At 68.8% G+C, this 21,029-nt stretch carries 24 protein-coding genes; 10 read left to right on the top strand and 14 right to left on the bottom strand.

Annotated elements, in window-relative coordinates:
• Positions 1-32 precede the first annotated feature (32 nt).
• The 3 genes from NCG93_RS11740 (at position 33) to NCG93_RS11730 (ending at position 3,954) form a co-directional block, all read left to right on the top strand.
• Positions 33-1,997, top strand: coding sequence for an FAD-dependent monooxygenase (locus NCG93_RS11740; RefSeq protein ID WP_194414226.1), 1,965 nt, complete (start codon positions 33-35; stop codon positions 1,995-1,997).
• A 158-nt stretch (positions 1,998-2,155) separates the two neighbouring features.
• The gene (locus NCG93_RS11735; protein WP_194414942.1) at positions 2,156-3,625 is read left to right on the top strand and encodes an NAD-dependent succinate-semialdehyde dehydrogenase; all 1,470 of its coding nucleotides are present in this window, start codon (positions 2,156-2,158) and stop codon (positions 3,623-3,625) included.
• Positions 3,626-3,780: 155 nt separating this feature from the next.
• A complete protein-coding gene (locus tag NCG93_RS11730) occupies positions 3,781-3,954 on the top strand; it encodes a hypothetical protein (RefSeq protein WP_194414225.1) in 174 nt (57 codons plus the stop codon).
• Positions 3,955-4,002: 48 nt separating this feature from the next.
• On the opposite strand, the gene NCG93_RS11725 is transcribed toward NCG93_RS11730, so the two are convergent.
• On the bottom strand, positions 4,003-4,233 hold the full coding sequence (locus NCG93_RS11725; protein WP_194414224.1) for a hypothetical protein: 231 nt from the start codon (positions 4,231-4,233) through the stop codon (positions 4,003-4,005).
• An 83-nt stretch (positions 4,234-4,316) separates the two neighbouring features.
• Positions 4,317-4,463, bottom strand: coding sequence for a hypothetical protein (locus NCG93_RS11720; RefSeq protein WP_194414223.1), 147 nt, complete (start codon positions 4,461-4,463; stop codon positions 4,317-4,319).
• 287 nt (positions 4,464-4,750) lie between these two features.
• Between NCG93_RS11720 and NCG93_RS11715 the strand changes: the two genes are divergently transcribed.
• The 3 genes from NCG93_RS11715 to NCG93_RS11705 all read left to right on the top strand — a co-directional run bounded on the left by NCG93_RS11715 (position 4,751) and on the right by NCG93_RS11705 (position 8,011).
• Positions 4,751-5,191 carry a DUF3237 domain-containing protein gene (locus NCG93_RS11715; protein ID WP_194414222.1) on the top strand — a complete coding sequence of 147 codons (441 nt, stop codon included), beginning with the start codon at positions 4,751-4,753 and terminating at the stop codon, positions 5,189-5,191.
• Between the two features lie 109 nt (positions 5,192-5,300).
• Complete coding sequence (locus NCG93_RS11710; protein WP_194414221.1) at positions 5,301-7,307, top strand: ATP-dependent helicase; 2,007 nt, start codon at positions 5,301-5,303, stop codon at positions 7,305-7,307.
• Positions 7,308-7,459: 152 nt separating this feature from the next.
• Entirely contained in the window at positions 7,460-8,011 is a 552-nt protein-coding gene (locus NCG93_RS11705; RefSeq protein WP_194414220.1) for a dihydrofolate reductase family protein, read from the top strand.
• 81 nt (positions 8,012-8,092) lie between these two features.
• On the opposite strand, the gene NCG93_RS11700 is transcribed toward NCG93_RS11705, so the two are convergent.
• Positions 8,093-8,563: a hemerythrin domain-containing protein gene (locus NCG93_RS11700; protein ID WP_194414219.1), complete on the bottom strand. Its 471-nt coding sequence runs from the start codon at positions 8,561-8,563 to the stop codon at positions 8,093-8,095.
• A gap of 228 nt (positions 8,564-8,791) precedes the next feature.
• Between NCG93_RS11700 and NCG93_RS11695 the strand changes: the two genes are divergently transcribed.
• Entirely contained in the window at positions 8,792-9,280 is a 489-nt protein-coding gene (locus NCG93_RS11695) for a hypothetical protein (RefSeq protein ID WP_194414218.1), read from the top strand.
• Positions 9,281-9,378: 98 nt separating this feature from the next.
• On the opposite strand, the gene NCG93_RS11690 is transcribed toward NCG93_RS11695, so the two are convergent.
• Positions 9,379-10,395, bottom strand: coding sequence for an NAD(P)-dependent alcohol dehydrogenase (locus NCG93_RS11690; RefSeq protein ID WP_194414217.1), 1,017 nt, complete (start codon positions 10,393-10,395; stop codon positions 9,379-9,381).
• A gap of 226 nt (positions 10,396-10,621) precedes the next feature.
• On the opposite strand from NCG93_RS11690, the gene NCG93_RS11685 reads away from it, so the two are divergent.
• Positions 10,622-10,990: a VOC family protein gene (locus NCG93_RS11685; RefSeq protein WP_194414216.1), complete on the top strand. Its 369-nt coding sequence runs from the start codon at positions 10,622-10,624 to the stop codon at positions 10,988-10,990.
• A 181-nt stretch (positions 10,991-11,171) separates the two neighbouring features.
• On the opposite strand, the gene NCG93_RS11680 is transcribed toward NCG93_RS11685, so the two are convergent.
• Complete coding sequence (locus NCG93_RS11680; RefSeq protein ID WP_194414215.1) at positions 11,172-11,879, bottom strand: DUF4166 domain-containing protein; 708 nt, start codon at positions 11,877-11,879, stop codon at positions 11,172-11,174.
• Between the two features lie 174 nt (positions 11,880-12,053).
• A complete protein-coding gene (locus tag NCG93_RS11675; protein WP_252787529.1) occupies positions 12,054-12,881 on the bottom strand; it encodes an NADP-dependent oxidoreductase in 828 nt (275 codons plus the stop codon).
• A 384-nt stretch (positions 12,882-13,265) separates the two neighbouring features.
• On the opposite strand from NCG93_RS11675, the gene NCG93_RS11670 reads away from it, so the two are divergent.
• Both NCG93_RS11670 and NCG93_RS11665 read left to right on the top strand, forming a co-directional pair.
• Positions 13,266-13,868: a DUF998 domain-containing protein gene (locus NCG93_RS11670; protein ID WP_194414213.1), complete on the top strand. Its 603-nt coding sequence runs from the start codon at positions 13,266-13,268 to the stop codon at positions 13,866-13,868.
• A 66-nt stretch (positions 13,869-13,934) separates the two neighbouring features.
• The gene (locus NCG93_RS11665) at positions 13,935-14,645 is read left to right on the top strand and encodes a lysophospholipid acyltransferase family protein (RefSeq protein ID WP_252787528.1); all 711 of its coding nucleotides are present in this window, start codon (positions 13,935-13,937) and stop codon (positions 14,643-14,645) included.
• 86 nt (positions 14,646-14,731) lie between these two features.
• On the opposite strand, the gene NCG93_RS11660 is transcribed toward NCG93_RS11665, so the two are convergent.
• The 8 genes from NCG93_RS11660 to NCG93_RS11625 all read right to left on the bottom strand — a co-directional run bounded on the left by NCG93_RS11660 (position 14,732) and on the right by NCG93_RS11625 (position 20,998).
• A complete protein-coding gene (locus NCG93_RS11660; RefSeq protein ID WP_194414212.1) occupies positions 14,732-15,271 on the bottom strand; it encodes a putative immunity protein in 540 nt (179 codons plus the stop codon).
• Positions 15,272-15,352: 81 nt separating this feature from the next.
• A complete protein-coding gene (locus tag NCG93_RS11655; RefSeq protein ID WP_194414211.1) occupies positions 15,353-15,814 on the bottom strand; it encodes a pyridoxamine 5'-phosphate oxidase family protein in 462 nt (153 codons plus the stop codon).
• Between the two features lie 118 nt (positions 15,815-15,932).
• The gene (locus tag NCG93_RS11650; RefSeq protein WP_194414210.1) at positions 15,933-16,811 is read right to left on the bottom strand and encodes a haloalkane dehalogenase; all 879 of its coding nucleotides are present in this window, start codon (positions 16,809-16,811) and stop codon (positions 15,933-15,935) included.
• A complete protein-coding gene (locus NCG93_RS11645; protein WP_194414209.1) occupies positions 16,804-17,289 on the bottom strand; it encodes a MarR family winged helix-turn-helix transcriptional regulator in 486 nt (161 codons plus the stop codon). Before NCG93_RS11645 ends, NCG93_RS11650 begins: the two co-directional genes overlap by 8 nt.
• A gap of 365 nt (positions 17,290-17,654) precedes the next feature.
• The gene (locus NCG93_RS20350) at positions 17,655-19,358 is read right to left on the bottom strand and encodes a vWA domain-containing protein (RefSeq protein ID WP_194414208.1); all 1,704 of its coding nucleotides are present in this window, start codon (positions 19,356-19,358) and stop codon (positions 17,655-17,657) included.
• Between the two features lie 166 nt (positions 19,359-19,524).
• Positions 19,525-20,001: an SRPBCC domain-containing protein gene (locus NCG93_RS11635; RefSeq protein WP_194414207.1), complete on the bottom strand. Its 477-nt coding sequence runs from the start codon at positions 19,999-20,001 to the stop codon at positions 19,525-19,527.
• Positions 19,998-20,657 carry a dihydrofolate reductase family protein gene (locus NCG93_RS11630; protein ID WP_194414206.1) on the bottom strand — a complete coding sequence of 220 codons (660 nt, stop codon included), beginning with the start codon at positions 20,655-20,657 and terminating at the stop codon, positions 19,998-20,000. Before NCG93_RS11630 ends, NCG93_RS11635 begins: the two co-directional genes overlap by 4 nt.
• Positions 20,654-20,998, bottom strand: coding sequence for an ArsR/SmtB family transcription factor (locus tag NCG93_RS11625; protein WP_194414205.1), 345 nt, complete (start codon positions 20,996-20,998; stop codon positions 20,654-20,656). The genes NCG93_RS11630 and NCG93_RS11625 overlap by 4 nt, the downstream gene beginning before the upstream one ends.
• Between the last annotated feature and the right edge of the window lie 31 nt (positions 20,999-21,029).

The raw sequence follows: 21,029 nt of genomic DNA, 5'->3' as shown, positions 1-21,029 counted from the left end.
GGCCTCGACACCGTCGTCCGAGGAGGACACCGATGCAGTTCCACCATCACGGCTACGTCTCCGCCGATCCCCGGGTGCAGGATGCCGCCGGCACAGGTGTCGATCGTCCCGCGGACCTGCCCGACGAGGTGGACGTGCTGATCGTCGGATCCGGTCCGGCCGGCATGCTGCTGGCCGCTCAGATGTCGCAGTTCCCCGGTGTCGTCACCCGCCTCGTCGAGCGCCGCGAGGGGCGCCTCGTGCTGGGCCAGGCCGACGGCATCCAGCCGCGCAGTGTCGAGACGTTCCAGGCGTTCGGCTTCGCCGAGCGCATCGTCGCCGAGGCGTACAACATCGCCTACATGAACTTCTGGGGACCCGATCCCGAGAACCCGCGCAACATCATCCGCACCGCGCGCACGGAGGACTACGCCTTCAAGATCAGCGAGTTCCCGCACCTGATCGTGAACCAGGCGCGCGTGCTCGACTACTTCGCGGAGGCGGCCGCCCACGGCCCCGGCCGCATCGTCCCCGACTACGGCATCGAGTTCGTCGGCCTCACCGTGCACGAAGGCGCCGAAGCCGACGCCTCAGGCGGCGAGTATCCGGTGGAGGTGCGCCTGCGGTACACGGCGGGGGAGCGCACGGGGGAGGTGCGCGTCGTCCGAGCCAAGTACGTCGCCGGGTGCGACGGCGCCCGCAGCGGCGTGCGCGAGGCGATCGGCCGCCAGCACGTCGGTGCGTTCTCGGCCCACGCGTGGGGCGTCATGGACGTGCTCGTCAACACCGACTTCCCGGACTGGCGCACCAAGTGCGCGATCAACTCGGAGGCCGGCAACATCCTTCACATCCCGCGCGAGGGCGGCTACCTCAGCCGCATGTACATCGACCTCGGCGAGGTCGCCGACGACGACGAGCACCGTGTGCGCCGCACACCGATCGAGGAGGTCATCCGCCGCGCCAACGAGATCCTCCATCCGTACTCGATCGACGTGAAGCAGGTCGCCTGGCACAGCGTGTACGAGGTCGGGCACCGGGTCACCGACAAGTTCGACGACGTCGACGTCGATCAGGGCCACGACCCCCGCGTCTTCCTCGCCGGTGATGCGTGCCACACGCACAGTGCCAAGGCCGGCCAGGGCATGAACGTCTCGATGCAGGACGGTTTCAACCTCGGCTGGAAGCTGGGCCACGTGCTCACCGGCCTCAGCCCCTCGGCGCTCCTCTCGACCTACTCGGCCGAGCGCCAGCCCGTCGCCCAGCAGCTCATCGATTTCGATCGCGAGTGGTCGGCGCTCATGGCGCGCAAGCCCGAGGAGATCTCCGACCCGCAGGAACTCGCCACCTTCTACCTCGGCACCGCCGAGTTCCCGTCCGGATTCATGACGCAGTACGGTCCGTCGATGACGGTGATGGATGCCGCGCACCAGCAGCTCGCCGAGGGCTTCCCGCTGGGCAAGCGCTTCAAGTCCGTCGAGGTGGTCCGGGTGTGTGACGGGAACGCTGTGCACCTCGGTCACCACGCCCGAGCCGACGGGCGCTGGCGGGTCTATGCCTTCGCCGACACCGTGGCTGGTGCTGCTGCCGCACCCGACTCGCCGGCGGTGGGGGAGGCATCCGCCCTCGCCGACTGGGCGGCGTTCATGACGTCGCCGCAGTCGCCCGTGCGCCGCTACACGCCGGAGGATGCCGACGTCGACGCCGTCTTCGACGTGAAGGTCGTCTACCAGCAGCCCTTCGACGAGATCGAGATCACCCGGGTGCCCGAGCTGTTCCTGCCCCGCACGGGGCCGCTCGGACTCATCGACTGGGAGAAGGTCTACGCGGCAGCCCCGAGCGCCTGGACCACCGACGACATCTTCGAGGAGCGCGGGCTGTCGCACGACGGCGTGGTCGTCGTCGTCCGTCCGGATCAGTACGTCGCCGCTGTCCTGCCGCTGACCGCGCACGACGAACTCGCCGCCTTCTTCGCCCAGGTGTTCCTTCCCCAGCACGAGTCGGCGAGCATCGCGGGCTGAGTGGGTCCGCAGCGGCGAAACCGCACACAGAGCTGTACATCGCGTATATCGGCCGCTCCGGCGGCGACGGGCAGAATTGGCCCGGTAGACATCGACAGAACGGATGCCGCGGGCCGCGGCATCCGTGAAACGACAAGGGAGTCCCCGTGAGCACGACGATCACCGAAACCCGTGAGTCCGAGCTGCTGGCGTCCGTGCCCGACGGGCTGTTCATCGGCGGGCAGTGGCGCGCAGCAGCGGGCGACAAGACGCTGAAGGTGTACGACCCGTCCAACGGCGAGGTCGTGAAGGAGATCGCGAACGCGTCGCCCGAGGACGGCAAGGCGGCGCTGGATGCTGCGGTCGAGGCGTTTCCCGCGTGGGCGGCGACCCCGGCCCGCGAGCGTGCCGAGATCCTGCGTCGCGCGTTCGACCTGCTGCAGGAGCGCAAGGAGGACTTCGCGCTGCTGATGACGATCGAGATGGGCAAGCCGCTCGCAGAGGCGCGGGGCGAGGTCGCGTACGGCGGGGAGTTCCTGCGCTGGTTCAGCGAAGAGACCGCGCGCGTGCAGGGCCGCTACGGCGCCAACCCCGAGGGCACCGGCCGCATGATCGTGTCGCAGCACCCCGTCGGTCCGTGCTTCCTCATCACCCCGTGGAACTTCCCGCTGGCGATGGCGACCCGCAAGATCGCACCGGCGCTCGCCGCCGGCTGCACCGTGGTGATCAAGCCCGCAGAGCTGACGCCGCTGACGACGCTGTTCTTCGCGAAGCTGCTCGAAGACGCCGGCCTGCCGAAGGGCGTCGTCAACGTGTTCACCACGTCGACGTCCGGCGCCGTGTCGGAGCCGATCATCCGCGACCCGCGCCTGCGCAAGCTGTCGTTCACCGGATCGACGCAGGTCGGCCAGCGCCTGCTCGAGCAGGCGTCGCAGGGCGTGCTGCGCACGTCGATGGAACTCGGCGGCAACGCGCCCTTCGTCGTGTTCGACGACGCCGACCTCGACAAGGCGGTCGACGGCGCGATGCTCGCGAAGTTCCGCAACATCGGTCAGGCGTGCACGGCCGCGAACCGGTTCATCGTGCACCGCTCGGTCGCCGACGAGTTCGCCCGCCGCGTCACGGAGCGCGTCAACGGCTTCACCATCGGCCGCGGCACCGAGGACGGCGTGACCATCGGCCCGCTCATCGACGATCGCGCGGTCGCCAAGGCGTCCCAGCTGGTGCAGGATGCCGTGAACCGCGGCGCGAAGGTCGCCACCGGCGGAAACGAGATCGACGGCCCCGGCACCTTCTACGAGCCGACGGTCGTCACCGACGTGCAGCCGGGCTCCGACATCCTTCGCGAGGAGATCTTCGGACCGGTTCTCGCGATCATCCCGTTCGACACCGAGGACGACGCCGTGCGCCTCGCCAACGACACCGAGTACGGCCTCGTCTCTTACGTCTTCACCGAGAGCCTGGCCCGCGGCCAGCGCATGATCGAGCGCCTCGAGACCGGCATGATGGGCCTCAACATGGGCGTCGTCTCGAACGCGGCCGCTCCGTTCGGCGGCTGGAAGATGTCGGGCCTCGGCCGCGAGGGCGGCGCCGAGGGCATCCACGAATACCTGCAGACCAAGTACACGCTCACCCCGAACCCCTTCTGAGTCCGCGCCTGAATCGATGACATGAGAGGAGCGGATGCCGCGGGGAGCGGGCATCCGCTCCTCTCCGTCTCTGTGGGGTGGGGGGAGTGGTCTCCGGGCCCGTTCGAGTGACGTGAGCCTAGACGGGTGCAGCCCTGATGAAGGAGGCTGGGGAGATGACCGATCGCGACCAGTTCCGGGCTCGCCGCGTTGTCGCGGTGATCGGTCTCACGCTGGTGAAGGCGGTCGGCTTCTTCCTCTCAGTGCTCAAACCGTCGGAGCAGATGAACGCGCAGACGATGCTCCCGCCCGAGCCGTTCCCGTCTCGCCGAGAGGACTACCGGCCCTGAGCGCGTCGTAGGCGCCTGAGCGAGCATGTGCGGATCGCCTGGGGCGGTCTACTGCCGGCGCGACATCTCACGCCGGGCCACTTGAGCTTCCCGCGCGAATACCGCCGAGTACGTGGCGCCGATCAGAAGCATCACGCTCACGATGAGCAGAACCCCGTTGGCTCTGGCGACAGCGGAGTCCGCGACGATGCCGGCGACGAAGAGCACGCCGCCTGCGACCAATCCGAAGCAGGCGAGATATCGCGCTGCCGCCCCCACGCGGGCTCCCCTCGACGTCATGCGGTCAGTTTCGCAGGCGCTCAGACGGGGCGGAAGGCCGCCTCTCGGGGAATCTCGTGTTCAGGGCCCGGCGGCGGGAGACCTCAGGAGCGGCCCGCCTGACGCTCTCGCTCATGCGCCCGCAGGGCGCTGAGTACCGCTGCCCGCACGACGGCGTACAAGACCAGGAATGCGATCGCAATCGGCACGACGTACACGAGCAAGATCAGGGGGAGACTGCTGAAGGTCATGATCGCGAGCATAATTCTCCGCGCATCGCGGTACACAGACGGCCCGAGACAACGACCATTCGCCGGATGCCGCATCGTGCAACGCCGTCACTGAATTCGGTGGCAGTTCACGCGGGTGGTGGCGGAGGTCAGCCGCCAGATGCGCGCGCTGATGGAGCGGCATCCGCCCGCTGGCGCACCGATTGCCCGGCGGGGGACGGAACGGTTGTGGGCGGTGGCGAGTTCCGATGGACTGGGGCGATGCGCGCCGCCCTGGGCTGAGCTCGCCGCCGAGGAAGGACACAGGGATGCGACTCCAGTCGCTGTACCGACTCCGCTTCACTTACCCCGAGGGATGGGACGTGCAACTGGAAGGTGGATGGCAACAGCACTACTACCGCGCCGAGGGAACGTGCGAGGGAACGCTCACCGGCCGATTCCATGCGTCGAACTATCCCCTTCGTCGCACCGCCGACGGTCCGTTCCAACCCGACATGCGGGGGGTCATCGAAACTGACGATGACGCCACCGTCATGTTCGAGAGCCACGGGTACGGTCGCGCACACCCGATCGGGAAGCGCCAGATCGTCGGGACCGTGTTGCACCTGAGCGACGACCCGCGCTATCGGCGACTGAACGACGTCGTCTGCGTATGCGTGGGTGAGGTTCGCGCCGGCGTTGACCCGCAAGATCCCGTCGGGCTCGTGCTCGACGTGGCCGAACTCATCTGGGAGCCGATCAGCGAGTAGATCGAGTCTTTGTGCATTCTTGCCGTCGCTGTGACATCTCCTGGCGCTGGATGTCAGGGGCAACGGGAGTGATGGCTGAATGTCGGGGGGCCCCGTTACCGTCACCTCCGTGGCAGTAAGTGATGCGCTTGCCGGGCTGGATCCCGCACAACTGGAGGCCGTCGAGCACGGCGATCGGCCGCTTGTGGTCGCGGCGGGGGCGGGCACGGGGAAGACGCGCGTGCTCACCGCACGGGTCGCGCGGCTGCTCGAGGCGGGGGTCATGCCTGAACGGATCCTGCTGCTGACGTTCACCCGGCGCGCGGCATCCGCGATGCTCTCTCGCGCTGCAGCGATGTGCGGCGACGCGCAGGCTGCGCAGCGCATCGCCGGCGGCACGTTCCATGCCGTGGCGCACCGCATCGTCGCCGAGCACGCACAGCATCTGGGACTGGAGGACGTGACGATCATCGATCCCGATGACGTCATCGACCTGATTGACCTGCTGCGCGCCGAGCACGGGCTCGACGGCACCGAGGTGCGACTGCCCACGACACGGGCCATCGCGGACATCGCCTCCCGCGCCATCAATACCGCAACCCCCGCCCGGGCGGTCATCGAAGAACAGTTTCCCTGGGCCCTCGAGCACGCGGACGCGATCACCGGCCTGTTGCGCCATTACCGCGACCGCAAACGCGAGCGCGGCTTGCTTGACCTGGATGATCTGCTCATCGCCTGGCGGGCGCTGGTCGTTGATCCCGATGTCGGAGCACGACTACGGGAGCGCTGGGACTGGGTGCTGGTCGACGAGTACCAGGACGTCAACCAGCTTCAGGTCGACATCGTGCGCGGGCTCAGTCCCGACGGCCACGGGCTTACGGTCGTCGGCGACGACGCACAGGCGATCTACGCGTTCCGGGGGGCGAGCGCCGGGCACCTGCTCGATCTCATCGAGGCGTACCCCGACGCCACACTCGTGCGCCTCGAACGCAACTTCCGTTCCACGCAGCCGATCCTCGATCTTGCCAACCAGGTGCGCCCGGGCGAACTGAGGCTGCGGCTCGTCGCCGACCGTCCGCAGCCGGGCGCAAGGCCGACGCTGGTCACCTGCCGCAATGCCGACGACGAGGCCCGCACGATCGCGGACCGCATCCTCGTCGCGCACGTCGATGGCACGCCCCTCCGGTCGCAGGCCGTGCTGATGCGCACCGGATCCCACAGCGCGCAGCTCGAGGTCGAGCTCAAGGTGCGGGGGATCCCGTTCCACAAGTTCGGCGGGATCGGCTACCTGGAGACGTCACATGTGCGCGACCTGCTGGCGAGCTTCCGGGTGGTGCTCAATCCGGCAGATGAGGTGTCCTGGTATCGCCTGCTCACTCGGCATCGTGCGATCGGCAAAGCGAATGCGCGCGTACTCGCCCGGATCCTCGCCGAGGGGGGCGTCGGCCGCACGGCCGACGCCGTCGCGGCGGCACCGCCGAAGGCGCGCACCGGGCTCGCGTCGACGCTGTCGCTGCTCGGTGCCGTCGACTCCACGACCGCCGTGCCTGAGCTCGTCGAGGCATGCCGAGGCGCGGTGGATCCCCTGCTGCGCGCGCACTATCCGGACTGGCACCGTCGTGTGACCGAAGTCGACGGCATCGCGCAGGCCGCCGCTGGGCAGAGCGATCTCCGCACGTTCGTGAGCGAGCAGGCGATCGACCCGGTCAACGTCGCCGGCGACTGGGCGAAGCAGCCACATCTCGATGAGGACTGGCTGACGCTGTCCACGATCCATTCCGCCAAGGGCCTGGAGTGGGACACCGTGCACCTGCTTCGCACGAACGACGGCGCGATGCCCTCGGACATGGCACTCACCTCGCGCACCGGGCTCGCCGAGGAGGAGCGCCTGTTCTACGTCGCGCTCACCCGCGCACGCGACACCCTCGACGTGTATGTGCCCTCGCAACTGCCCACGCATCCCACGGCGTTCCTGGCCAAGCACGTCGCCGCGAAGCCCAGCAGGTTCTTGACCGACTCCGCACGCGCTCTCATGGAGCCAGTCAGCACCGCCGCCGTCACTCCCGAGCCCGCGATGAAGCGCGCCGCAGCGGCGCCGCGTGTGCGCATTGACGCGTTCGACGAACTCTTCGCGTGATTCGCATCGTCTGTTCTCGCCGCGAGCGGGCCCAGCCGGATCACACCGGAAGCAGCGGCGCGGGGTGCTGTTCCGCGACACGGCGTCGCCGCCGTCGACGCGGACGGTGGAGTGCACTAGACGCTAATGTTCACAGCGTATACATTGTCGTCATGACCCAGGTCGTGCTGTACGCATCGATGTCGCTCGACGGTTTCGCCACCGGCCCGAACGACGACCTGTCGGTGCTGCACGGGTGGGCGTTCGGAGACCCGACGATGGAGATGCATCCGCTGGTCAACAGAGAATTCTTCAACGCCGGCGCGGTGATCTTCGGTGCCCGCACACTGCGCGCAGGGGACAGGGCGTGGGGTGACGAGGACATTTTCCCGATGCCGGTATTCATCCCCACGCACGAGGCGCGCGAGCCCGTCACCAGGAATGGAACGCTCTTCACGTTCGTCGACTCCGCGGAGGATGCACTCGACCGTGCACTGCAGGCGGCGGGTGAACGCGACGTCTACATCATGGGCAGCGCCAACGTGGCACAACAGCTGCTCTCCGCTGATCTGGTCGACGCAGTGGAGCTCGCGATCACGGGGGTCCTCCTCGGTTCGGGCGTCAAGCTGTTCGACCAGCTTGCGCATGCACCAATCCGGCTCCAGCCCACGCGTGTGATCCAGTCCAAAGGAATCACCCACGTCAGGTACGACGTGCAGCACTGACGCACCCGCGCAGGCCGCGTCGAAGCGGGCCCGGGAGTGCCCGAGGTAGCGGGTTCACCGGCATCCGCTCGTGCTCGAGCGTCACATCGCGCCGAGCACGACCTGGGGGTCTTGATCGAGGCCGAGCGTGTCCAACACGGCGAGGAGCTGGCGCTCCTCGTACGCGAAGTGGCTTTCCATGATCGCGGTCACGCCGTCCAGGTGCCGTTCCAGCTCCTCGCGCGGCGCCGACGACTCGGCTGCTGCAGACAGCGACGTCAGCAGGTGGTCGATCATCGAGTGGTCCTGCATGAGGTTGCGCAATACGGGAGCGAGTTCCGGATGCGCAGCCTCGATCGCCGGGAACAGTGTGCGATCCTCGGCCCGATGATGTTCGCCGAGTGCCACGCAGAAACCGCGACAGTACAGCTGCAGGTCGCGCGCGCTGCTCGGATCCCGCGGGTCTTCCTCGAGAGCTTCGCGGGTGACGCGCACCGCTTCTCGAAGAGACGAGTGAACGCGACGTAGTTCGACCGTCCAGGCAACGATCCTGGTCGTCTCGTGCTCAGTCACGGGAGAACCACATCGGCCGACGACCACACATCAGCTCCTCCGATTCGACGCCTCCATACAGTGGCATCGGCTGCCACCGGCATGCGACGCGGGTCTGGCCAGCGTACCCAACCTGACTCGCGCGCCGCGCCCGGCGTGGGAACCACCTCGCGGACGCGCTGCGGTCGGGCCACGCTCGCTGAAGCATCGACTCCGGGCGCTGTCGGAGATCGGCGGTAGCTTGTCGACGTGAATCTGACCCGGAGTCTCGTGGCGGATGGTCCAGCGGTGGAGGTGGCGTCCGAGCTTGCTGTGTTCGGGCGCTTCGTGGGCGACTGGCATGTTCGCAACTCGTTGTATGACGAGTCGGCCGGCACATGGTCCCAGAGCGAACTGGTGTGGACGTTCGACTGGATCATCTCCGGCCGAGGTATCCAGGACGTCCTCGTCGATGAGACGGGAACAGCGCTCGGCACCACCGTGCGAACCTGGGATGAGCGGGCCGGCTGGCGAGTTGTGTGGTTCTGCCCTCGCGCCGCAGAACATGTCGTGCTGACCGCGGAAGATCAAGGCGACCAGATCGAGCTCAGGGGCGTGCAGGCCGACGGTCGGCGCGTGCGATGGAGGTTCAGCTCCATCGCGACAGACGCGTTCAGCTGGGACGGCTGGTGCTCCAACGACCACGGCGAGACGTGGTGGCACGAACAGCACATGGAAGCGCGACGCCTGATTCAGTGAACGAGCTGTCTGCGGACTCATCGGACCCGCCATGACATGCCAGGCGTGAGCGGGCGATCCCGGGCCGATCCTCCCCGCGCAGCGCGGCGCCGCAGGCTTCAGGCGCCGCTGAGTCGCTGTGGGCTGATGATCGCCTTCACGGAATCGGGGACATGCTTTGCGAGCAGGATGGCGTCGGCGGCCTGGTCCAGCGGGAAGCGGTGGGTGACGAGCGAGGCGACGTCCACCCTGCCGCTCGCGACGAGCTCGATCGCCATCGGCCAGGTGTGCGAGTAGCGGTTCACGAGACTGATCGTGAGTTCGTTGACGTTCAGGCGTGACAGGGCGAGGGATACGTCCTGTTTCGGCATCCCGACCATCGCGGCGCGGCCGTTCGCGCGCAATCGCCAGAGACCGTCGGCGAGCGCGTTCGGTGCGCCGGAGCACTCCAGGAGCACGTCGAAGTCGCGGCTGGTGCCTTCGCCGGCCTTTTCGACTGCGAAGCCGAGATCGCGGGCCAGACCGAGGCGGAAGTCGGCGACGTCGGTGACGGTAACTTCGCCGGCGCCGAAGGCCCGTGCAGCTTGCGCCGCGAGGAGGCCGACCGGCCCGGCCCCGGTGACGAGCACCCGGTCGCCGGCTTCGAGATGCGCCCGATGGCACGCCCAGATCCCGACCGAGAGCGGCTCGCAGAGCGCACCTTCCTCGTAGGACATGTGGGCGGGGATCGGGAACAGCTGACGCTCGTCGATCGCCATGCGCTGCACGAGGGATCCTCCGTGGGGAGGTGTTGCGAAGAAGACGAGGTCGGGGCACAGGTGGTAGCGGCCGGCCATACACTCGCGGCAGTCCCGACACGGCTTGCCGGGCTCGATCGCGACCCGGTCGCCCACGGACACCCCGGTGACCTCGGCTCCGATGGCGATGACCTGCCCGGCGCACTCGTGCCCCAGAATGATCGGTCCGTCGACGACCCAGTCGCCGATGCGGCCGACGGTGAAGTACGCGGTGTCGGAACCGCAGACGCCGACCGCCTCGATCTGCACGATCGCATCACGTGGACCCGCGACGGGCTCACCGGCATCCTGGATCTCAATGCGTTCGAGTGCCGGCATGATCGCGGCGTAGTTCGACATGGTGGCGATTCCTAACCTTTCAGCCCGCCGGCGAAACCGCCGATGATGAAGCGCTGCAGCAGCACGTAAAGCGCCATGACGGGCAGGATCGAGACCGGCCGGTTCTCACGCCGATCCATGAACTCAGACGCTACCTGTTCAGGCGCCGGATCAGTCGGAGCTTGCCAGCCCGGTAGCATCCGGCTCGGACTCGACAGCCAGCCCGCCGGAGACGAGCATGGCCCGCATGGAAGTCATTCGCGTTCTCGCCGATCTGCATGTCGCTGACATCCCTGCCGCGCGCGCCTTCTACACGGAGTTTCTCGGACTCAGCGCAGAGGACTTCAATCTCGGCTGGGTCGCGCGGTTCTCCGCCCCCGAGCCCAGTACCTACGATCAGACCGTCCGTATCCAACTCGTCACACGGGACGCGTCGGCCCCGCTGGATCCCGTCGCATCGATCTTGACGCCGGACGTCACCGCAGCCCACGACGAGGCTGAGCAGCGCGGATACGAGATCGTCTACCCGCTGACCCACGAACCCTGGGGCGTGTATCGATTCTTCGTGCGTGCTCCCGACGGCAACATCTTCAACATCGTGCACCACGACAATTAGGCGGGACCGCCTCAAGATACGACCACCCAGACTTCGCCGAGCACGCCGTGATGTATCGGCGTGACGCAGTTCACGCCGAGACGCTCCCACTCCGGGCGTGAGCCTGGCCATTCTGGGGCGCCCGACCACCATCCGCGCGCCGATCTTGGGCGACGGGTGCGGCTTCAGCTGACGCTGGAGGTCACCGCGCTTTTCGCTGCGTGCTGGAGGGCCGACGCGCGGGTAGGCGCCCCGGCGATTCGCCAGATGCCGCGGGACGGATCCCGTAGGTGAAGCTTCCGCTGTAGCGAAACACCTCGCCGAGGACGGGAGCGGTGATTCGTACGTCCACACGTTGGCGCGATGGATCGGCAGGATCGGTGCGTTCAACGAGATGCATGGTGGCCAGTGGCGGTAGAGCGATGCGCATGCGCCCGGCTCGGACAGCTAGACGGGTGGAGGTCATGTGCAAAGAGCCGCGGACGACGCTGAGGCGGAGAGCGATCTCGAGACCTCTTCGCTTACCGACGCGGTCCACGAGTTGCCCGTTCTCGGCGGTCATCGTGTCTTCCATGATCCTGGTCTGCTGGGGAAACTCGAATGTCCGGATGGCGCTGAGACTGCCGTCGAGCTCGGGGGTGTTCGTGATGGTGAAGGGCACATCGCGACCGAGCTCCGGGAACAAGACGTGCCTGCGTGCGAACAGCGCGAAGATCGGTCGCAGGAAGAGAAGTCGCGACCCGGCAATGTCGTAGGTACCGCGTCCGCCACCTACGCGGCCGCTGGGGATGGGGCCGAAATAGACCTGCAGATGCGCATCGAGCGACGCGAAATCCTCACCGAGGGCGCGCTGGTACACGGACCTCGCCGCATCGGGCACGTCGCTAGCACCCGGCGTCATCAAGCCCATGTGAATCAGTCTCCAGCACGCTGTGTCGGTGGACGACCGATCAACGCGCGACATCCGCCCGCTCAGGAGGATCCCAGCCTTGCCTTCTGCCAGGCCTGACTTGAGCGCTCGCGGACGGTGCCTCAGCAGCTCCACTGCACTCGAGCGCCGACCACACGCACCGGTTCGCGTGCTCTACGTCCGCACTTGGATGACGGTCTTGCCCGTGCGACGTGTGGTGGGGTTGAGTGCTGCGATGGCCTCGTCAAGGGCGGCGATAGTGCCGATGTGTGGGCGGATGCGGCCGTCGCGTGCGCGTTGCGCGACCTGGACCAGCTGCTCGGGGATGGATTCGACGACGAAGTCGACGGCCCGGCCGTCGAGCGGGCGTGTCTGCACGGGGCCGACGACCGATACCAGCGCGCCGCCGGGGCGGATGATGCCGGCGGACTCTTTCTGGATGGCGCCGCCGATGACGTCGAACACGAGGTCGACGCCGCCGATGTCGGCGACGCTCTCGTTGTCGAGGTCGAGAAACTCGTTCGCGCCATAGTCGAGCACGGCTTGCCGGTCTTTGGCCCGCCCCGTGCCGATGATGTAGGCGCCGAACTCGTGCGCCAGCTGTGTCACCACCGATCCCACGGCGCCGGCGGCGCCGTGGGCGAGTACCGTCTGTCCCGACTGCAATCGTCCGTGGTCGAACAGACCCTGCCACGCCGTGAGCCCCGAGATCGGCAGGCTGGCGCCGATGGTGAATGGGACGTCGCCGGGCAGTGGCGCCAAGTTGCGGGATTCCACGGCCACGGCCTCGGCAAGCGTGCCATCCCGATGCCAGTCAGTGATTCCGAAAACCCGCTGCCCCACCGAGAGGCCGGTGGTTCCATAGCCGAGCGCGGTGACCACCCCAGCGAACTCGTGACCGATGACGGGTCGGATCCGTTCGTGGCCTGACCGATCGGCCCAGGTGGAGGGCCATTCCCACTCCGCGGGCACGAATCCGGAAGCGTGCACCTCGACGATCACGTCGTTGATCGCCGGTGTCGGCTCCGGCACGTCCGTCAGCGTGATGCCGGCCGCGTCAGCGGAGGGGTCGGTCGCGACGATCGCTTTCATGGGAGGCCTCCGAGTTGTCGCGCGATGCAGCGGGCCAGACAGCCCACATCGTCAAGTCAACCGTTCAATGGCGAGACGTGTTCCGCGAAGACTCGAGAACGTGGCGAGTCAGAACCCGCCGCGCGTGTGCCCACCGGGACACGCGGTGACGGCCAGCCCTGTGGGATGCGGAAGCGGTGACCACCTGCCGTAACGCGGAGGCCATACGGCTTCAGCCGGAGAGTGCGGCTATCGCCGGGATAGAGTGCCGCTCAGGAGGATGCCCGTGATCGCTGCAGGTATGGCTGTCGGATATTGAGCGTCGCTGCCATCGCCGCCGTGACGGCGATCGTCGCCGGCGGCATCACGGTCGGGCTGGTCGCGATCTTGCATGTCCTCGAGCCCGAGTACGACCCGTCCTGGCGGATGATCAGCGAATACTCCGTCGGGCGATACGGGTGGGTCATGCGGCTTGCCTTCGTCACGATGGCCATCAGCCCTGCCGCGACGTGCGTCGCCTTGTGGCCGTTCGGCGGGGCGTGGACCATCGGCCTTGCGGCTGTCGCCCTGGGCGCGCTCGGCGCCGCATTCATCGACGCCGATCCGATCATGACTCGCCGCGCTGAGGCCACGCGCGTGGGCAGGGCGCATACGGTGCTGGGCGCGGTGTTGCTCGCCGGCTTTCCCCCTGCTGCGCTGTTCGCGGGGGTGGGGGTGGCGACCTCGCTCGGGTGGGTGCTGGCGATCGCCGCCGTAGTTCCGTTGGCCGGCCTGGTGTGGTTCCTTCGCGCTGCCGCCCCCGCCCGCGGGCAGGGCGGCTCGCCCGAGATCCGGATCGGATGGCCCGACAGATTCTGCCTGCTCGCCTACCTGGCATGGGTGGTGCTCGCCGCTGTCGCCGTCCTGTCCGTGGCGTGATGCCGGAGCGCCTGAGCTGCAGCTGCTGAACCCGGCGGAGCGGGCGATGGCGGATAGGGTGGCGAGGTGACAGCGCCTGCTCCGCCGAGCCTCGACCCCGTACCGCGGCCCGGCGCCATCTACTTCCTCGGGCGAGTCGTCCTGCGGCCGTTGTTCTGGCTGATGTACCGCCCGCGCATCGTCGGCCGAGGGAACGTGCCCGAGCGTGGGCCGGTGCTGCTGGCGAGCAACCACCTCGCGTCGCTCGACACGGTCATCATCCCGACATCCGCGGCCCGTCCGGTGCAGTTCCTCATCAAGTCGTCGTACTTCACGGGCTCCGGAGTCCTGGGCCGCGTCAAGCGCTGGTTCTTCCGATCGATCGGCGGCGTCCCGGTGTACCGCGCGACCGGTCGCGACGCACGCGCCGCGCTCGACGCGGGCAGCAGCATCCTGCGCGCGGGGAGCGTCTTCGCGGTGTTCCCGGAGGGAACCCGGTCGCGCGACGGCAAGCTGCACGAGGGTCACGGCGGCGCCGCGTGGATGGCGCGCGAGACGGGCGCCGCTGTGGTGCCTGTCGGGCTGATCGGAACCGGCACGGCCAAGCCGCTGAGCCATCTGCTGCCGGGCCGGCCGCGACTCGAGGTCCACTTCGGCGAGCCGCTCGACCTCGCCGATCTCGAGGGCGTGCCCGACGGGAAGGCGCGTCGCGAGATCACCGAGCGCATGATGGCCGCCATCGCGCGGCTGAGCGGGCAGGAACGCTCCGGCAGCGTGAACGCGACGTCGCGCGACTGAGCCACCGCGGGAGTAACGCCCCGGCGCACGAGTCCCAGCCGCCCATGCCCCGACGGGCGCCCCTCGCGACCATGCGCGAAGAGTCCTCACCGGTCGGCGGCGTGCAGGCGCTGTTGAATCCGTGTGATGTTCTTGCCCAGATCTCCCGAGGCGAGGAGCCCAGGCCCGAGCGGGCCGGCCGCGTCTTCGCCGAGGAGGGGGAGTCGCCGAAGCGCATGCGCGACCTCACGGCTCATCTGCTCGAGTTGCCAATCCAGCTCTGCGGCGACGGCATCAGGGTCGCCGGCCGCCAGACCGGCTGCCCGGGCGGCGTACGCAGCAGCACCCAGCGCGTGCGCTCCCATGTGCGCAACCCCGGCGGCCTGAGCCGCGGCCCGCGCGGCCGCGACCGCGGCCGGTGAGATTGCCGACTGCGCCGCCCGACCCGCGACGAAACGCCGCGCGATCTCACCCGCCGCGGTGAGATCGCCGCGAGAGAAGGCCCTCGCTCGCTCGACCGCATCGCGCGGCCGTTCGTCGTCGGGCGCCTCAGACTCGAACACCGTCAGCACGCGCTCGGCGCAGTCGGCCGCCCATGCCGCGACCACACGCCGATCGGACTCGCTGAGCGCCTGCGGTGACGACATCCCAGCACTCTCGCACACGTTGCCGCAGAGCGCGTTCGGCGAGAGGATGCGGCGCACGCGCGATGCGCGGGAGGCTCCCCGCTACAGCAATGGCACCCGGTTCTCATGCTCGTCGAGCACCCACGCCTGCGACGCCCTCGCCAAGTAGAGCCGGTGCACAGCGTCCCCTGAGACTTTCGAGGCGTCCCACGTCGGGATCCCGGATGCCTCGCATTTCGCGTTGAACACTGCAAGTGCGGCCGTGAGCTCGTGGTCCCGCACCTCCGCTGCGTCCGCCTCGACGTACACCGCGCTCGCCGAACCGACCGGGACGGTCGAGTCGAAGACGACGAGCGCGATCTGGGCGCGCTGCGCGACGTTCTGCGAGTGCCGCCGTGTGGTCCGGGACACCCAGACGTACTCCCGCAGGTCGCGCTCCGCGAACCAGACCGGTGTCGCCCACGGGCGCCCGTCGGCGTCGGCTGTGGCGAGGGTCGCGTAGGAGTTCTCGTCGAGGATGCGGCGCGCGGCCACCGCCGGCGACTCGTCGATCGTGGAAGCCATCCTCATGACTACCAGACAGGGGCGCCGCCTGAAAAGGGCGGGAGTATCCGGGACAGCGCAACAGCGCCTGCCTGGTGCCGCGATCCTCGACGGCATGATCGGCGGCGGCTGCCGCGAGTCAGCGCAGCGTGTGCCGGTCCAGCCAGGAGCCGATCGCGCGGCCGATCTCGGTGGGTCGGTCTTCGGTCGCGTGATGGCCCGCGGGCCCGAGGTTCTCGACCTCGACGGAGGCCAGATGCTCGCGCGCCCAGGTGATCGCTCTCTCGTCGATCAGCAGGGTCGGGGAGTCCTCGAACGTGAGCAGCAGCTTGGGCACGTCGACGGATGCCGCCAGCCAAGAGCCCGCGCGCTCGAGCCGCTCGACCAGCTCTGTCGGTGGTTGGGCGAGCTGACGCGCCCACGCCAGCAGCGGCCGGCGGCTCTGGCGGGAGGGGTACGGTGCCAGATACGGCAGGAGGTCTCCATCGGCCAGGGGGTTCATCACGCCGAAGGAGTACGCCTGCCGGATCGCGGTGTCCTCGTCGAGGAACATCACCTCGCCCTGTGGCGAGGCGATGAGCTCGCTCCGGGCGCGGGCTTGCGGCGACAGGTGCTCTGGCCGAACCGGCCGAAGCACGGCCTCGAACAGCGCCGCGCCCCGGACCCTCTCGGGGAACCGGGCCGCTCGGTCGATCGCCAGGGCGCCGCCCCAGTCGTGTCCGACGAGCACGGCCGGTTCGTCGCCCAGTACGGCATCGAACCAGCTGTCGAGGTATCGGGCGTGGTCCGCGAAGGTGTAGGCCACGTCCGGCTTGCCGGAGCCGCCCATGCCGATGAGGTCCGGCGCAAGGAGGGTCCCTGGCCCGACGGCCGGGAGCACGTTGCGCCAGCAGTGCGATGACGACGGGTTGCCGTGCAGGAACACCACCGGCGTGCTGCCACCGCCCCCCGAGCGGATCGCCGCGGAGCGCACCTCGGTGAAGTGCATGGTCGAGTCGAGAACGGCCACTTCAGGCATCGGTGGCTCCAGGATCGAGCGGTGTGTCGAGCAGTTCGGCGAGGGTGTCGACGAACTGGCGGGTGCGGTCGCTGCTGCGGCCGCCCAGTGGTGCCAGCAGCTCATCGAGAAGCGCCTGGACGGTGCGCATCGCAGGGCGTGCGACCTCGAGGCCGTCATCGGTGAGCTCCAGGCGGACGACGCGGGTATCCCGTTCGTCTCGCGTGCGGACGACGAGTCCGTCGGACTCCAGCGAGCGGACCAGTCGCGAAACGTACATGGGCTCCATGCCGGACGCATCGGCGATAGCACGCTGGCTGGGTGGACCGGTTTCGGCGTCAGGGTGGGCGGTCGCTCGCAGCGAATAGAGCGTGGTGAGCACCACGTAGGTGGCGTGCGTGAGGCCATGGACACTCACTGCGCGGTCGACGGCAGTGCGCCACCGGTTGGCGAGCTGCCAGACAAGGGCGCCGGTCGCGCCGCCGGGTTGATTGAGCATGCAAACAACATACATGACGATAATAGACATGTTTACAAAATGCTCTCGCAGACGCTGAATCAGCCGGACGTTCGGGGCACTCACCGTTCGTGATGGATTCGCGTCCCAGGCATGCCGGGCCCGCCCGAAAGGGCAGTGAGCGGCAGCGGTTGGCGACGGCGGCAGCCGGTGCGAGGCCGGCTCGGTGGCGCGGATGAGTCCGCAGTTCACGCGCGACCACGCGACGAGAAAGCGCTCGTCGTCAAGGATCTCGAAGCTCAGGGGATGCCGCCGGTCGGGCAGGACCTCGGATCCGCAGCATCCGTCACTCCGTCAGCCATGGACGCGAACCACGCCGTGGGGCGTCGTGGCCAAGCTCTCTCGGATCAGCCGCAGTTCGGGCGGCAGCCGCGCTGAGTGACGGCGTCGACCAGCACCGTGCCGATGTCGGTCGGCTGCAGCGCCTGATAGGCCGCACCGTCGGTGGCGGCGGCGATCTGCTCGAGCGCTGCCTGGTCGGTGTCGGGCCCGTAGCCGATGGCGATGACGGCGACGGGCTTCGCCGGATCCCGCAGCGCCTCGAGCTGTGCGAGGAGTCCCGGCAGGTCGAGGCCGTCGTCGTCCTCGTTGTACCCGTCGGTGTTGAGCAGCACGAGATTGATCTGACCGGGGACGTACGTCTCGCGCATGTACTGCACGGCCGCGAGCACGCTGTCGTAGAGCCCTGTTCCGCCGCCGACGAGGCTGTCGAGGTTGTTGGCCGTGTCGATCGTGAGCTGCTTGTGCGCCGGATCGCCCAGTGGGCCGAAGGGGACGATCTCCTGCCAGTCCTGTCCGCCGATCCGCCGGCTCGAGAACACCCACGTGGCGAGCGACGAGTCCGCCGAGAGCGAGTTGACGGCGCGGACGGCGGCCTGTTCGAAGAGGTCGATGCGTCGCATGTCGGCGGTCGCCGGCTGCAGCATCGAACCCGAGACGTCGTTGAGCGACAGCATCCGTGACGGCGCCGTGAGCACCTGCCACGTGCGCAGCACCTCGGCCTGGTTCGCACTGTCGGCGGCGTCGGATGCCGCTGCTACGGCCTGGGCGTCATCGCCGGCGCCGTCAGTGGTCGTGCCCGCCGCGTCGCGGAGGCCGTACTCGGCAAGCCGGTCGGCGGCGTCCGTGACGGCCGCGGCGAGGGCATCCACGGCCATGAGCGTGTCGCCCGACGCGTCGCCGAGCGTGACAAGAGGGATGCTGACCGAGGGCTTCACGTCGGCGGGGTACACGGGCACGAGGGGCGTCGTCGCTTCGTCGGCGTACTGCCGCACCGCCTGCTCGGTGGTCACGGCGATCGTCGGCGACGTCGCGGCCGCGGCCGCGGCAAGTGCGTCGGCGGCTGTCGGCACGACGCCGGTGTCGAGTGCGAGCGAGAGCGCGGTGAAGGTGCGCGCGTCGCCGCCGACCGCGGTCTGCAGCGCGAGCAGCGCGGCGGAGCTCGCGGCGACCGCCGACGGGTCGGGTAGAACAGCGGCGACGGTGCGCCCCGCCAGGCTCGAGAAACCGGCGCTGTCGGTCTTCAGGGCCGTCGCGGTGGGCTCGGTCGCCGCGAAGACGACGGGGGTGCTGGCGATGGTGTCGCCGAGGACCAGGTCCGCGGCATCCACCCCGGTGAGTTCCGCCTGACCGGTGACGCGTGCGGGCCACATCGCGGAGTCGGGCACCCAGACATCGAAGTCCGGCGCCGCGCCGGTCGCCAGCGCACCGGCCGTGACCGAGCTGTCCTCCGCACGGATCGCCACGTCCGCGCAGTCGGCGCCGGACGCCGTCAGGTCGGCGACGATGGCCTCGAGCGCTTCCGAAACCACCGGGTCCGCGGTGATGCGAAGTCCTGACACCGGGCAGTCCGCCGCTGCTGCCGGCTGCTGCTCGGGTTCGTCGGCCGCTCCCCGTGCGAAGAACACGCCGAGCGCGACAACGAGTGCGACGACGAGGACGATGACGACACCCAGGAGGATCAGCGAGCGCCTCCGCTGCTGTGCCGCGCGCGCGGCCGCCCGGGTGGGGGCGTTGCTGCTCGCGGGCGTGTTCGGCTGCACTCGGACCACATGCACTCCGATGGACGGCGGGCGGGGGCCCGCTGGCGGGATACGGCGTCGTATCTGGGGGGAATACGGCATCGTACGTGGGGGGATACTTCAGTGGAGTATAGGTGGGGACCGTCCGACCGCGCGAGTCACGGTCGGAGGTGCGGGCGGTCGCGGGGACAGGTCCCTACAACCGCCGACCCTCGCCGAGATGGCGAGCCAGGGCCTCGAGGAGGCCTCGCGTGCCCTCTTCGCGGTTCGGCCCGTCCGCCCAGAACCGATCGAAGAAGACGCCGTGCTCGGCGTGCGTCAGCCGGGTGCCCTCCGGTGTCTGCTCGAATTCGTACGCCGCGACCGAGGTCGACATGTGGACGCCGTCGAGCCACATGTCGTAGGTCGTGACGATGCGGACGTGTTCGACGATGTCGGTGTACACGGCCTCATACCGGGTCAGTGGTCCGTCGTGGAACTTGGCCTCGTCGATGTCGCGCCCGCCGACTCGGAAGTCGAACGCCCACTCCCGCGGCTCGAACGCTTCCGTGCCGCCGAACCAGCTCCGCTTCTGCTCCTCCTCGGCGAACGCGCGCCAGACATCCTCGACGTGTACGGGGTAGTCGCGCGTCAGCGTGAACCCGGCGTGGGCGAGTCGATGCTCGATCGTCATCGCCGCCCCTCTCGGGTGAAGGTGACGTGGATGGTGCCGCTCTCGGCGACTTCTGTCTTCACCTCGTGGGTGTGCTCGAGGCCCCGCAGGTCGTCCCACACCCGGTTGCCGCGGGCAAGCACGATGGGGGCGATCGCGACGTGCAGCTCGTCCACGAGGCCGGCGTGCAGGAACTCCTGCGCGGTGCGGACGCCGCCGCCGACGCGGATGTCGAGTCCGCCTGCCGCTGCGGTCGCCTCCGCCAGCACGTCCTCGATCGCGCCGGTACGGAAATGGAAGGTCGTGCCACCGGCCATCGGGATCGACGGCCGCGGCGCGGAGTGGGTCAGCACGTAGACCGGGCCGCCGAATGGCGGCTCGTCGCCCCACCAGCCCTTCCAGTCCGGGTCTTCGGGATTCGCGTGCAGGCCGAACATGGCTGCGCCCATGATCTCGGCGCCCACTCCGGTGAAGAATGCGGCGGCATAGGACTCGTCGACGCCGGTCGTTCCGGCGCCACTGGTGTCGCCGAAGACCTTCTGGCGGAACGTCCGGGTGGCGGCGTACGCCGCGGTGAGCGGGCCCCAATCCTCGCCCATCGGGTTGTCTGCCGCCGGATCGGGAGCGGCGGTGTATCCGTCGAGCGATGAGAACAGGTCGATGCGGACGCGGGTCATGGCGAGATCTCCTTGGTGATGCTGCGGGTCAGATGGATGCCGAGCCGGTCGGCCTGCCGTTCGGCGGACGTTCGCTGTTCGCCGAGCCAGAGATGAAGGACGTCGAGCGCTCCCGGTCGCAGGCTGACCGTCCTCACGCGACCCTGCTTGTGGGAAGTGACCACCTCCGCGTCCTCGAGGATGCGGAGGTGCTGAAGCAGCGACGGCAGCGTCATCGAGAACAGGGCCAGGAGGTCCGACACCACCGCCGGGGACTTCGCGAGCCGTTCGACGACCATCCGCCGAGTCGGATCCGCGAGGGCACGAAGCACCGCGTCCAGCTCGGAGGAATAGTTAGGCATGTGCCTAACTATCCCGCCTACGATGCGCAGT

Source organism: Microbacterium yannicii (assembly GCF_024055635.1).
GTDB lineage: Bacteria > Actinomycetota > Actinomycetes > Actinomycetales > Microbacteriaceae > Microbacterium > Microbacterium yannicii.
The sequence above is the reverse complement of the archived record's forward strand: the minus strand, read 5'-3'. Positions and strand labels throughout refer to the sequence as shown.